The organism is Pseudoalteromonas sp. SR43-7, assembly GCF_014163785.1.
In the GTDB taxonomy this organism is placed as follows: Bacteria; Pseudomonadota; Gammaproteobacteria; order Enterobacterales; family Alteromonadaceae; genus Pseudoalteromonas; species Pseudoalteromonas distincta.
This window is the reverse complement of the sequence record NZ_JACJDY010000002.1, coordinates 13,536-27,173: the sequence shown is the minus strand read 5'-3', so window position 1 is coordinate 27,173 and position 13,638 is coordinate 13,536. Positions and strand designations below refer to the sequence as shown.

The 13,638-nt window shown below is 38.5% G+C and carries 12 protein-coding genes; 8 read left to right on the top strand and 4 right to left on the bottom strand.

Annotated features, from left to right (window positions below):
• Window positions 1–54 precede the first annotated feature (54 nt).
• Window positions 55–2,049: an ATP-binding protein gene (locus tag H5087_RS01400; RefSeq protein ID WP_182670921.1), complete on the top strand. Its 1,995-nt coding sequence runs from the start codon at window positions 55–57 to the stop codon at window positions 2,047–2,049.
• A 54-nt stretch (window positions 2,050–2,103) separates the two neighbouring features.
• Window positions 2,104–3,231 carry a PleD family two-component system response regulator gene (locus H5087_RS01395; protein ID WP_058154163.1) on the top strand — a complete coding sequence of 376 codons (1,128 nt, stop codon included), beginning with the start codon at window positions 2,104–2,106 and terminating at the stop codon, window positions 3,229–3,231.
• A gap of 34 nt (window positions 3,232–3,265) precedes the next feature.
• On the opposite strand, the gene queG is transcribed toward H5087_RS01395, so the two are convergent.
• The 4 genes from queG to H5087_RS01375 form a co-directional block, all read right to left on the bottom strand.
• Window positions 3,266–4,399: a tRNA epoxyqueuosine(34) reductase QueG gene (queG, locus tag H5087_RS01390; RefSeq protein ID WP_182670920.1), complete on the bottom strand. Its 1,134-nt coding sequence runs from the start codon at window positions 4,397–4,399 to the stop codon at window positions 3,266–3,268.
• 66 nt (window positions 4,400–4,465) lie between these two features.
• Window positions 4,466–5,686: a methyl-accepting chemotaxis protein gene (locus H5087_RS01385; protein WP_182670919.1), complete on the bottom strand. Its 1,221-nt coding sequence runs from the start codon at window positions 5,684–5,686 to the stop codon at window positions 4,466–4,468.
• 45 nt (window positions 5,687–5,731) lie between these two features.
• The gene (locus tag H5087_RS01380) at window positions 5,732–6,436 is read right to left on the bottom strand and encodes a glycerophosphodiester phosphodiesterase family protein (protein WP_182670918.1); all 705 of its coding nucleotides are present in this window, start codon (window positions 6,434–6,436) and stop codon (window positions 5,732–5,734) included.
• Complete coding sequence (locus tag H5087_RS01375; RefSeq protein ID WP_182670917.1) at window positions 6,436–7,299, bottom strand: DMT family transporter; 864 nt, start codon at window positions 7,297–7,299, stop codon at window positions 6,436–6,438. The genes H5087_RS01380 and H5087_RS01375 overlap by 1 nt, the downstream gene beginning before the upstream one ends.
• Window positions 7,300–7,457: 158 nt before the next feature.
• On the opposite strand from H5087_RS01375, the gene H5087_RS01370 reads away from it, so the two are divergent.
• The 6 genes from H5087_RS01370 to rlmB all read left to right on the top strand — a co-directional run bounded on the left by H5087_RS01370 (window position 7,458) and on the right by rlmB (window position 13,607).
• Window positions 7,458–7,628 (top strand): hypothetical protein, encoded by a 171-nt coding sequence (locus tag H5087_RS01370; protein WP_164487629.1) that lies wholly within the window; start codon window positions 7,458–7,460, stop codon window positions 7,626–7,628.
• Entirely contained in the window at window positions 7,625–8,725 is a 1,101-nt protein-coding gene (locus tag H5087_RS01365; protein ID WP_182670916.1) for a sensor histidine kinase, read from the top strand. Before H5087_RS01370 ends, H5087_RS01365 begins: the two co-directional genes overlap by 4 nt.
• The gene (locus H5087_RS01360) at window positions 8,725–9,339 is read left to right on the top strand and encodes a DNA-binding response regulator (RefSeq protein WP_138488568.1); all 615 of its coding nucleotides are present in this window, start codon (window positions 8,725–8,727) and stop codon (window positions 9,337–9,339) included. Before H5087_RS01365 ends, H5087_RS01360 begins: the two co-directional genes overlap by 1 nt.
• Before the next feature lie 98 nt (window positions 9,340–9,437).
• Window positions 9,438–10,172, top strand: a complete 735-nt coding sequence (locus tag H5087_RS01355) for an enoyl-CoA hydratase/isomerase family protein (RefSeq protein ID WP_182670915.1) — start codon at window positions 9,438–9,440, stop codon at window positions 10,170–10,172.
• Window positions 10,173–10,371: 199 nt separating this feature from the next.
• Entirely contained in the window at window positions 10,372–12,867 is a 2,496-nt protein-coding gene (rnr, locus tag H5087_RS01350) for a ribonuclease R (protein ID WP_182670914.1), read from the top strand.
• On the top strand, window positions 12,864–13,607 hold the full coding sequence (rlmB, locus tag H5087_RS01345; RefSeq protein ID WP_002958023.1) for a 23S rRNA (guanosine(2251)-2'-O)-methyltransferase RlmB: 744 nt from the start codon (window positions 12,864–12,866) through the stop codon (window positions 13,605–13,607). The genes rnr and rlmB overlap by 4 nt, the downstream gene beginning before the upstream one ends.
• The last annotated feature ends 31 nt before the right edge of the window (window positions 13,608–13,638 follow it).

Genomic DNA, 13,638 nt, shown 5'->3' with positions numbered 1-13,638 from the left:
AAAAATAGTCTACGCTATTAACATATTAAGTTTATTAATTTGAAGTGTAGCTTGATGATTCGAAAAATATTAATTGTTGATAGTAGCAGTGTCATCGCAATGCGTGTGAAAGTGCTTTTAGAATTAATAGGATGTGAAGTCGAATTAATTCATTTCAGCATGCTAGACATGTATACCAATATAGGCGACTACGACTTAGTTGTTGTTGCCAATGGTGTGCCTGTTGATTCTATAAAACCGCTTGTTAGCCAAGTAGCGCAAGAGCGTTTTATGCTGCTTGCTCCAAAAGCACAAAGTGGTGAGCAACTAACTGCGTTTAGTGAGCTAAATCATGTTGCGCCTGACGCAACCGTGATATATCCATTTTTTTCTAATAAAGAAATTACTTCTCTTTTAGAGAGCCTACTAGAATTAGGCTCTAATCATATTTTGCAATTACCCGCTATTTTACTCGTCGATCATGTTCCTGAGCGTCTCGAAAAAATGAAAAATAGCTTAATCGGTGCTCATATCGAGACCCATACAGCAACCACCTCTGCAGAAGCTTTAGAAATTACGAAAGAAAAGCAAATCGATATACTGATAAGCGATTTTATTTTAGATGACGGAACCGGTTTAGAAATTTTTTCAAACTTAAAAATAATGCAACCACATTGCCGTTGCTTATTATTTACCTCACGTCCCGATCAAGTTTCAATGATTGAAGCTATTCGTCAAGGTGTAGAAGACGTACTTATTAAGCCATTGAACGACAGCTCATTATTACAATCAATACATAAATTGTGGCAAACAGAGCTATTAAAACGCCATAACGCAGAACTTGTCGAAAGGCTACAAGATACAGTTGATGCCCTGATTGAAAAAGACAGCCTACTTCAGGTTATTTATAAGCATACGCCCGATGCAATTATGTTGTTTGAGAAATGCGGTAGAGTGATAGAAGCTAATGATGCTTGTTTAAAACTATTTAACTTACCGTTTAACGAACTAGAAGGTAAATCAGTATTTAGCTTTTTAGATGATGATTCAACTTTAGGTATTAAAAATAAAATTTCGACATTAAATAGTAATCGCCAATTTAGCTGCGACTTACGTTTATCTAAAACTGCAGGAGGTTATATACCCTTAGTTGGCTCTTTTAATGAGATAGATCACCATGGCGAAATAGCACTTGCGGTCATATTTAAAAATGTAACCCATCTAAAGCAAAAAGAGGATTTATTACTTGAAGCAAAAGATGTTCTTGAAGAGCAAGTAAGAGCACGTACTTCACAACTCGAGCATGCTAAAAATGTGGCTGAGGCTGCAAACTTAAGTAAATCAGAATTTTTAGCAAACATGTCGCATGAACTTCGAACACCTATGCACTCTATTTTAAGCTTTTCTCGTTTTGGTTTAAGTAAATTAGAAGCTGGAGATTTTGCAAAAGAAAAACTCATTAAGTATTTATCGCGAATAGAGAGTAGTGGTGAGCGTTTACTGTCGTTACTAAATAATTTACTCGACCTATCTAAGCTAGATGTAGGCAAGTTTCCATTTAACCCTCGTCCCTATAATTTAGCGAATATTATTAAAACAAGTATTGATGATGTGTCTGGTACGGCAATGGAAAAAGAAATTGAGATTATATTTACCGCACAGCCATTACCTGTAATTGCACAATGTGATGAAGAGCAAATAAACCAGTTACTTCGAAACGTACTAGGTAACGCACTTAAATTTAGCGAACCTAAAAGTAAAATACGGGTAAATTTAGAGTCAGATAATAAGCTTGCTACTATAGAGGTTACCGATAATGGGGTCGGTATACCAGAAGATGAGTTGGAGCATATTTTTACTAAGTTTGTGCAAAGCAGTAAAACAAATAGTGGTGCTGGTGGCACAGGGTTAGGCCTTGCATTGTGTAGAGAGTTTGTATCTTTACACCAAGGTGAAATCACTGCACGTAACAACGAAAATGGTGGTGCAACTATATCTATACAAGTGCCATTAGAAATAAACTTAGACGAGCATTTAGCTGAAGATCAGTTAATACAACACACTAATTAATTGTTTTTTGGCATACCAAGTAACTTTTTAAAGAATTTAAATGGATGATAAATTATGGCCTTAACTAAAATACTTGCCGTTGATGACGAACCCTTTAACCTTGAAATTATTGAGGAAATTTTAGAGGATCTTGATTTTGAATTACAAGTAGCAACGAATGGTCCTGAGTGTTTAAACATGGTTGAGGGCTATATGCCTCAGGTTATATTGCTCGACGTAAGTATGCCGCAAATGAACGGCTATGAAGTATGTAAGGCACTTAAAGCAAACCCAAATACAGCACACATTATTGTTATGTTTGTGTCTGCTCGTGGCACAGTTGAAGAGCGCATGGAAGGCTACTCGGTTGGTGCAGAAGACTATATTGTAAAACCCTTTGGCCATGATGAACTTAAGTCAAAGCTTAAAAATTTAAATCAAGTACTCGTTGAAAAACAAAGCCTAGAAAAGCAAGTTGAAGATGCAACATCAACTGCATTTAATGCAATGGCCAATAGCAGTGAAATGGGGCAAATAGTTAACTACGTTGAAAACATAGGCTTTATTAACGATCCTCAAGAGCTAGGTAAAGCGCTTGTAGATTGCCTGCAGTCTTTTGATTTACAAAGCAATGTAGAATTTAGAGAAAATAATGAAATTAGCCACTTTGCGCTAAACGGCGTGTGTTCACCTATTGTGGTGGAGCTATTTGAAATGCTGAAAAACAAAGGGCGCTTACATGAGTTTTCGCACCGAATTTTAGTTAACTATGAATTGATTAGCTTACTTATTTTAAATATGCCCGATCATGACCCTGATAAGCATGGTCGTATACGCGACCACGTATGTTTTATTGTCAGTGTTACCGAGCAGCAGCTACGCGCCATCATGACCAAGAAAATGCTTGAATCACAACGAGCGAAACTTAATGCCGTAGCAAGTACTGTTCATAGTAAGTTTCATAGCTTAATTAGCTTGTTGAATGAAAACCGTCAAAACAACGAAAAAGTGTTTAAACAGTTACAAGAAGAGCTCGAAGAACGTATCCCATCAATGGGACTGGATGAAGATCAGGAGGTGTTTATTTATAAAAAAGTAGATGAAACTATCCAAAACTCAGTAGCAAGAGAAGAGTCTGTTAAACAAGTCAAAGCAGCCTTTACAGAGATAGAACAAGATCTATCGTTACTTTTGAAAAACTAGTTACTTCGCAATATAAAGGTTTACTTAAGCGGTGCTATGCATCCCTTGGTAAGCCTTTTTCTACAATTCTAATTAACCTAGCTGTTTTACGAATTTGTAATCGTTGTTTATCGTTTTGCTTAGCAAGTGCCCATTCAATATGCTCTAAAACAAGTTCGCTGCATATTTGGCTTTTATCTTGTAGGGCATTAATAATAGCGGGACTAAACTCTGCATTACCTAAACCAACTGCTAAATTACGTAACCAACGTTCGTGGCCAATGCGACGAATAGGGCTGCCTTCGGTATTTTTTAAAAATGTAGGCTCATCCCAAGCAAACAGCTCAAGTAAATCTTTATCTTTTAATTGAGTGCGAGGATGAAAGTCATTTTCGTCAGTTATTTGTCCATAACGATTCCAAGGACATACCAACTGACAATCATCACAACCATAAACACGATTGCCTAATAAAGAACGGTACTGCTCTGGTATTGGCCCTTGGTGTTCTATGGTTAAATACGATATACATTTACGTGCATCAACAACGTAGGGCTCTATAATTGCACCTGTTGGGCAAAGAGTAATACAAGCAACGCATTTACCGCAGCCTTCAAAGGTGTTTTCTGCATCAATTGGTAGAGGTAAATCAATAAATAGCTCGCCTAAAAAAAACCACGACCCCGCTTCTTGGTTAATTAATAACGAATGCTTACCACGCCACCCTAAACCGGCTTTTTCGGCAAGTTGACGCTCAAGTACAGGGGCTGAATCTACAAAGGGTCTAAAGCCATACTCGCCAACTTCTTGCTCTATTTTTTGGCCGAGTTTTTTTAAACGATTACGCATTAATTTATGGTAATCGCGACCTAATGCATAGCGGCTTATATATGCTTTTTCTTTATTTTTTAAGGTTTTTGCAAAGCCAGCATCGGGAGGCAGATAATTCATTTTTACAGATATAACACGCTGTGTACCAGGTACTAATTCAGCAGGGCGGGCGCGTTTCATACCATGGGCAGCCATATAATCCATCGAGCCGTGGTAGCCTGCATCAAGCCAACGTTGCAATTGGGCTTCGTGCTTAGATAAGTCAATATCAGTAATGCCCACTTCGCTAAAGCCAAGCTCTTGCCCCCAGGTTTTTATTTGCAGGGCTAATTTTTCATAGTCTGGGGTAGGGTTGCTCACACGCTTTACACACTTAAATTAATAGCTGCGTAATTTACCATATTTCTCTGAGCCCGAAAACGCTTCTTAGTGCACAAAGCGTTTTAACTGTTGTTGGGTTTGCAAGCTTAGCTGTTGAGATTGCTCGCTATCGGCTAATGCCGTATCTATTTGCTGTTTAGCTTGCTCCCCTAAAGCTACGATTTGCTCTACCGATTGGTGAGTCGTACTTTGGGTGCCCTCAAGCAAATGCACAGCACTGGCTATTTGTTGCAGCTGCTGCTGGTTGTGCTCAAACTCACTAAGCATTTTAGTAAAGCCATCACAGGTTGCACTAATTGAGCTTTGTGCGTTATTAGAGTGAGTCATTAATTGCTCTGACTCTTTATTTGTCTCGTTTACCAAATGATTCATCTGATTTATAAAGTCGCTAATCTGCCTAGTTGCGCCACTTACCTTTATTGAAAGCGTGCGTACTTCGTCTGCAACTACGGCAAATCCTCTGCCAGCTTCACCCGCTCTAGCTGCTTCTATTGCGGCGTTGAGGGCTAACAAATTAGTTTGATCAGAAAACTCTTCAACCATTTTTAAAATACTACGAATGTTTTCACTGTTCTCTTTTAGTCCCGCAATTGTATTTGAAAAGCTACCTAGCATATTAGTAATAAGTTTCACCTGCTCTACTAAAGCAGCGAGTTCTGATGCAGATAGTTTTACAAAGTTAAGGTGTTCATTATTAACGTTATGTACGCTATCTGTATTATTTACTATGTCTTGTAAGCTTTGGGTTATTTGCATACTGGCATTAATAATACTGTGGCTTAACTGTATTTGTTGCTCACTTGATTGCTCAGTATTTTTCATTGATTCAGTGACTTGTGTATTGCTGTGTGCACTAGCTTGAGCACTGTTATATGTTGTGCTGAGTAACTCACTTAAATGGGCAGTAAATATATTGTATTGTGAACTTAAATCTTTAAATTCGTCATACGAAAAGTGGGGAAGTTTTGCTGCTAAATTTGCATCTTGTTGGTTTATTTCTATCAAAGTATCGCGCATAGCAGTAACAGGGCGAACAATTAAAAAACGCATATAAAAAAGAGTAAAAATAAAACCAGATATAATCACAAGCGTAAGCAGCCAAAATAGCCCTGTACTTTGCTGTTGTTCGCTTAAACTCTGATGCAGCCAAAATAACGTAATTGCTTGGAACAATAATACAAAACTTAAATTACCGACTATTTTACGGGTTAACGTAAAAAAGAATGTTTGCTCTATATAGTTATAAATTTTCATAAAACCACTCATTATGCTCAAGCCCTACGATTGTTATTTAAGTGAGGGGAATGTAAGTTAGCCTTTTTGTAACGACAACAAGTAAGCTTTGGTTCGCGCTGGGTAATTTGTAAAAATTCCGTCTATGCCATACTCAAGCATTAGCGCTATATCTTCTTCCCTATCGACTGTATAAGCATAAATCTTTAGGCCTCTTTTTTTTGCATCCTCTGCAAAAGCCTTATTTATAAAGGTTTTATCTGCATGTACGCTATAAGCGTTTAAATCACTAGCAAACTTTGCATAGTTAATTGGAATAGAAGAAGTAAGGGCACCTATTTTAAGCCATGGTAGCTTGTTTTTAAGCCACTGTAGTTGATGATGATCAAACGATGATACTAAAATATTGGCTTTCGATATTTTTTTAGCTTCAATGTTTTGTTCTAATTGAGCCACAAACCTTTCTAGTGCAAACGTGTGTTTAAGCTCAATATTTAATAAAGATTTATTGTTATTCCAATCAAACAGCTGCTGAAGAGTAGGAATTTTTTCACCATTTCCAGCATCAAGCTTAGAGAGCTCATGAGCGGTAAAGTTACTCACCCTACCTTTACCGCTGGTGGTTCTATCAAGCCATGAGTCATGTATTACCATGTAATCATCTAAGGAACTTTGAATATCTACTTCAATACCATCAACACCTACTTTTAACGCTTCTAAAATAGCGCTTTTGGTGTTTTCAGGAAAATCCCCACTGGCACCACGGTGTGCAAATACTTTCATTATCGAGCCTTTTTAGTGATTGACCACGTTTCAAAACAAGCGGCACTCACTATGAGTGCACCACCAACTAACGTCATAACAGTAGGACGTTCATGAATAATTACTATAGCCAGTATGGTGCCATAAAGTGGCTGCAAGCAAGAAATTAACCCCGCGGTTGCCGCTGATAAATGCTTTAAACTTGCTGCAAATAACGAGTGCGGTGTAGCTGTAAATATAACACCCGCTACAGCAATTAAAATCAGGTCGTGATTACTAACCTCATACACTGGTACTTCTATAAATACACACAACATAATGCTTGCCACTAAGGTTTGATAAAACATCGTTTGCGGCCCGCCATATTGGCTAAAGTAGCGCTTATGAGTAATGTTTCTTATTGAAAAAAACAATGCTGATATCACACCTGTTATTACACCTAGGGTTACATCATCGCCCAAGTTTGCACTTGGTACTAATAAGTAAATACCTAAAACAACCACCGCTGCACTTATTATATCTTTTGCTTTTGGCCTGCTTTTATTAAATAAGGGTTCTAAAAACACCGTCATTACGGGGTAGCTAAAAAATGCCAGCATTCCAATAGTTATACCGGCCATTTGCATACCAGCAAAATAGGTAACCCAGTGAATACCCACCGCAACACCTAAAAATAACGCAATAAGATAGTCTTTAGGTTTGTTGAGTTTAATTTGTTTTTTTTGAAAATAAAGCATGGCTAAAATAGCCATTCCTGCAATTGCAGTTCTGTAAACGGTAATATCTAAAGCATTTAAACCAATAAGTTTGGCAAATAGAGCGGTCCCGCCAAAAAGTAATACCGCTATGTGTAAATAAATTAAACTTTGTTGCTGAGGCTGCATTTAGTTTCCTTGTTGTACTTTTTGAATATATTAACATTGCTTAAAAATTCTTAAGATGAATTTTTTCCTCATGACAAAAGTCATTAAAGTTGATGACACTTCACACTCTTATTATTTTTGTACGCGGGCATAGTTACCTTACTCAACAGGAGGTAATTATGAATTCTTTAATTTTAATTAGCTTAACTATTAATGAAGTGCTAGAGGCGTTAAGTTTTACGATTACGTACGCAGATTGCTTTATGCTGGTATGCATTTTTATGTTATTTATATTTATTAATAAAAATAGTGCTATAAGTAAAAATAATATGCCAGAGGTATTAGTATGAGCTCGTTAAGCAGCTTTTCTCAACAAAGTGATAAAGGTTTTTGGAAATATGGACATTTAATTTTTACCGGCTTTTATTTACTCCCGCTAATAATTAATTTTGCGAGCTTTACCGTTAACCAAATTGTTATGTCTTTAGCCTTCTATGTTGCTTTTATTCTTTTGTATATAAAAGCAATAAACTGTAAAAGTGCAGGGGTGACTAAGTTATTTTTAGTCATGCTCTTAATTTGTTTTTGCGCTACTTATTACACCACAGGTACGCCTACTTTATTTGGTTTCGTAGCCTATATAGCAGGCTACTCTTACTGCTCCCGACAAAGAATTTATGCTGCGATCGCAATTATATTCACGGTTTTATTAAGCACATATATTGGAGATATAGGTAAGGTTCAATACTTTTTAGGCGTTGCTTTGATTCTTTGCGCCACATTATTTAGTTACGGTATTGCAGCAAAAAGAGAAAGCTTATACAAAAAGCGCGAACAAGAAAGCGCTAACCAACTAGAGCAATTAGCAGCTATTGCAGAGCGAGAACGAATAGCTCGCGACTTGCATGATATTTTAGGCCACTCATTGTCATCTATTGCTCTAAAGGCTGAGCTTGCTAATAAATTAAACCAAGGAGAGCGATACGCTCAAGCAAATAGCGAAATTGCACAAGTGGCCGATTTGGCAAGGCAGTTGCTTAGCGATGTAAGAAGCGCCGTAAGTGATTTAAAACAGCTTAATCTTGTCAGCCAAGTAGCACAGTTAAAGCAAAGGTTAATAGAGCAAGGATTTAACGTTTCATTTAATGTGGTTTTAAATGCTCTGCCCGCTAAAGTAGAGGGTATAGCAGGCCTTATAATTAAAGAGGCAGTTACTAACTTATTACGCCATAGCAACACAAAAAATTGCGAAATAAATATAGAACAAACAGCGCAGCAGTTACTTATAACCGTAATTGACCATGGTCCGTGCAGTACATTGAATTCGGGCAATGGCCTAAATGGTATTAAAGAGCGGGCAGAGCAACTAAATGGCAGTGCAGCATTTACCTGTGGCGATAATTTTACTTTAAAAGTAGTGCTGCCAATTACAGCTAAGGATTTATAATGATCAGAGTATATTTAGTGGAAGATCAGGCGCTTGTGCGCGACGCAGTAGCAGCATTGTTAGGGCTTGATTTTAATATTGAGATTATTGGGCAAGCAAGTAACGGGCAAGATGCACTTAATGCAATTGAGGCGCTTGATAGTGATTTACATCCCGATATAATTTTAACCGATATAGAAATGCCAACCATGAATGGTATAGAGCTTAGCGAAAAAATAGCTGTTAAATTTCCTACTATAAAAATGGTTATTATGACTACATTTTCTCGTGCGGGTTATATTAGGCGAGCGCTTACGACAGGCGTTAAAGGTTTTATTTTAAAAGAAGCACCAAGTGAAGAGTTAATAAATGCGCTTAAAAAAGTAATGCAGGGACAAAAGGTAATTGACCCAGAGCTTGCTATTAATGCATTAGACGACGCAGATCCACTTACCGATAAAGAACGCAAAGCCCTTAAACTTGCAAGCGATGGCCTTAAAACAAGCGACATAGCCAAGCAGTTATTTATTAGCGAAGGGACTACGCGTAACTACCTATCGGATGCCATTGCAAAATTAAACGCCACTAACCGCATAGATGCTGCGCGTATAGCTAAACAAAAAGGGTGGCTTTAATTAGCGGGTTTATAAATTATAAGCAAAGTATTACTATGATATGTAAAAGTAACGAACAGCGCTTAAAATTAGCTTAAAAAGCGCTAAAAGAGGTTTTAATGGCAAATTTAATAGAACTAACAACTAAAAATAATATCGCTATACTCATCATGAATACCGCTGAAAACCGCCACAACCCAGCGTTTTTGGCTGAGTTTAATTTACACCTAGACCACATTGAAGCAGAACAAAATATTAAGTCAGTTATTTTAACGTCTTCAAGTGATAAAAACTGGTCATTGGGTATCGACCTTCAATGGATGTCTAATCCAAGTATTTTACCTGCAGCAATTTCTGACTTTATGATTCAAATAAGTAACTTATTTAAACGTATAGTTACTTTTCCTATGCCTATTATTGCTGCGTTAAACGGGCATACCTATGGTAATGGTTCTGTACTTGCGTGTGCGTGCGACTTTAGATTTATGAAATCAGACAAAGGCTTTTTTTGTTTTCCTGAAGTGGATGTAATGGTGCCGTTTGTTCCGTCGATGTTTCCTATAATTAATAAGGCTATTTCGCAAACCTTCTTTAATCGTCTAGCTATGTCAGGAGAGCGGGTTGGTGCACAGCAGTTGCTAGAGAACAAAGTAGTTGAAGCTGTGTTTGCAAATAACGACGAACTACAAGCGGGTGTACTTGAGTTTGCCCAGCAGTTTAATAAAAATCGTTGGATTTACGCTCAAAATAAAACACAAATGAATAAGCAGATTTTACTTACGATGAAAGAAGAAGACCCGAGCTTTATTGATAATATAAGTAAACTGTTGTGGAAAAATCTACAAAAAAAATAGTATAAGTCTTAGTATTGCTACCAGATGAAAACACTTTGCAGTTAAGGGATCGTTAAGCCCCATTGCGCTAAATTTTTAAACTATACACCAAGGTAAACAGCAAGGTAAAAGTGCTTTCTTAAAAGTTTAATAGCTTTTACCTGTCTCATTATAACTATATGGGTTAAAATACCTACATAACCAACTAACAAGATAGTGAATGTCAAACCAAGATCCAAATCTCAGTCGAGAACAAGAAAAGTACGAAAACCCAGTCCCTAGTCGTGAGTTTATACTTACTCACCTTCAAGAGCGTTCAAAGCCTGCTAACTACGCGCAATTATGTGAAGAACTAGCAGTAAATGATGACGAACGCCAAATAGCATTTAAACGCCGCCTTCGCGCTATGGAGCGTGACGGACAGCTGTATTTCAATAAATTTAAATGCTATGCCCTAATTGACGAAGCCGGTTTAACCAAAGGCAAAGTAATAGGCCACAGAGACGGTTTCGGCTTTTTAGAAGTTGAAGGCGAGAGTAAAGATTGGTTTATTGCTAAGCACCAAATGAATATGGTGTTACATGGCGACATTGTATTAGCTAAAGGCACTAAACGTGGTTCTGGCTCAAAATGCGATGCACGTATTATAAAAGTGCTTACTAACGAGCGCGCGCCAATTGTTGGCCGTTACTTTGTTGAGCACGGTGTTGCTGTTGTAGTCGCTGAAGACCCGCGCATAACGCAAGATATAATGATTTTACCAGGCAACGAAAACGGTGCCCGCCATAACCAAATGGTGCAGGTTAAAATTACGCAAAACCCAAGCCGTAACATGAACGCGGTAGGTAAAGTTATAGATGTACTTGGTGAGCATTTAGCCCCAGGTATGGAAATTGAAGTTGCACTGCGCAATCACGATATTCCACATGTATGGCCAGAAGAAGTTGAAGCTCAAGTTGCTCACCTAGGGGAATTTGTTGAAGAAGCCGACAAACAAGGTCGCGTAGATTTACGTGATTTACCACTTGTAACTATTGATGGCGAAGATGCACGCGACTTTGATGACGCCGTATATTGTGAACCTAAAAAATCAGGTGGCTGGCGCTTATGGGTTGCTATTGCCGATGTATCGCATTACGTAGGAATGAACACGCCACTTAACAAAGAAGCAATTTTGCGTGGTAACTCAGTGTATTTTCCTGAGCAAGTAATTCCGATGCTTCCAAAAGTACTTTCTAACGGATTATGTTCGCTTAATCCAAAAGTAGATCGCTTATGTATGGTTGCCGAAATGACCGTGTCGAGCGCGGGTAAACTTTCGGGTTATAAGTTTTACGAAGCCGTGATGAACTCGCATGCACGTTTAACTTACACCAAAGTAAATGCCATTTTACAAAACGACGAAAAACTACGCGAAGAATACTCAGCCGTTGTGCCACATTTAACTGATTTACAGCAAATGTACATGGCACTTAAAGCTGCACGCCAAGACCGCGGTGCCATTGAGTTTGAAACCCTAGAAACACGTTTTGTATTTAACGCTCAGCGTAAAATAGAATCAATAGTGCCTGTTATTCGTAATGACGCGCACAAACTCATTGAAGAATGTATGATTTTAGCCAACGTATCAGCGGCTAAAATTCTTGAAAAGCATGAAGCGAGTGCGCTTTATCGTGTGCATGACGAACCAGATCAAGAAAAACTAGGTAACTTTACTAAGTTTTTAGGCGAGTTAGGTATTGAAAGCACATTGAGCGACGAGCCAACACCAAAAGAAATAACGCAAGTATTAGCGCGATTAGGTGAGCGCCCAGAAGCTGAACTTATTCAAACTATGTTACTGCGTTCAATGAAACAAGCAGTATATCAGCCAGATAACATTGGTCACTTTGGTTTAGCGTTATCGGCTTACGCGCATTTTACATCGCCAATACGTCGTTACCCAGATTTAGTAGTGCATCGTGCTATTAAAGCAGTAATAAAAGCACAAGGTCAGCAAACGTCTGGCGAATATGCTTACACCGATGATGAAGTTGATCAACTAGGTGAGCAGTGTTCTACAACAGAGCGTCGTGCTGACGATGCAACTCGCGAAGTAGCTGATTGGCTTAAATGTGAGTTTATGCAAGACCATGTAGGTGAAGAGTTTGATGGTGTTATTTCATCGGTTACCAATTTTGGTTTGTTTATTCGTTTAGACGATTTACAAATTGATGGACTTATTCACGTTACTAATTTAGGTGACGAGTTTTTTGCACATGATGCTGCAAAACACACCCTAATAGGTGAGCACTCTCACAAAGTTTATCGCCTTGGCGATAAAGTAACAGTAAAAGTTGCGTCGGTTAGTTTAGACGATCGCCGTATAAACTTAACGCTTAAAGGCGATGTTGCACAAGACAGATACTCACGTCGTCGTGCACCAAAAAAAGGCTCAGGTAAGTCTGAGCATGCGCCAGCAAGTGTGCGTTCGCAATTAAAAGCAGGCAAAGTACCTGGTAAAAAATCGCACAGCGATGACAAACCAAAAGGTAAAAAAAAGCCAGCAAATAAAGATAAAGGCAAGCCTGCAAATAAGTCTGCAACAAAACCTGCAGATAAAAAAGCAGCAGACTCTGCCGTAAAGAAAAAACCAAAGAAGAAGGCCGTTAAAAAGCCTAAAAGAGCAGGCAAAAATGCCCGCAAACGTACTAGCCCAGGAGCAGACAATACGTGAGTAATGAATTAATTTTTGGCTTTCATTCTGTTGAAGCAATTTTAGAAAGCGAACCAGAGCGCTTTGTAGAAATTTACGCCCTTAAAGGCCGTGACGACAAACGCTCAACTCCGATTATTGATGAAGCACGTAAATTTGGTATTTCAGTACAGTTTATGCAGCGTAAAGCCCTTGATAGCAAATCAAAAGGTGAGCAGCATCAAGGTATTATTGCTAACGTAAAAGCAGCGCCAACGTTTAATGAAAAAGATCTTGATGCGATAATCGCTCGTGAAGACACACCATTTTTACTTGTGCTTGATGGTATTACCGATCCTCATAACTTAGGTGCATGCCTACGTAGTGCAGACGCGGCAGGTGTTCACGCTGTGATTGTACCTAAAGATAAGTCGGCAAAGCTTAACGGCACAGCACGTAAAGTGGCCTGTGGCGCAGCCGAAACAGTACCGCTTATTCAAGTGACTAACCTTGCACGTACGCTTCGTGAAATTAAAGATGCAGGAGTATGGGTTGTAGGCACTGCTGGCGAAACTGATAACCACGTATTTGATGCAAGCTTAACGGGGCCAATGGCTATTGTTATGGGTGCAGAAGGCGAGGGCATGCGACGCTTAACGCGTGAGCATTGCGATATGCTCGTTAAAATCCCAATGGCAGGTACTGTTTCAAGCTTAAACGTATCGGTAGCCACGGGTATTTGTTTGTTTGAAGTATTACGCCAACGTAACGCAAATAACTAATATATAAAACGATAAGTTTTATGTATTAAAA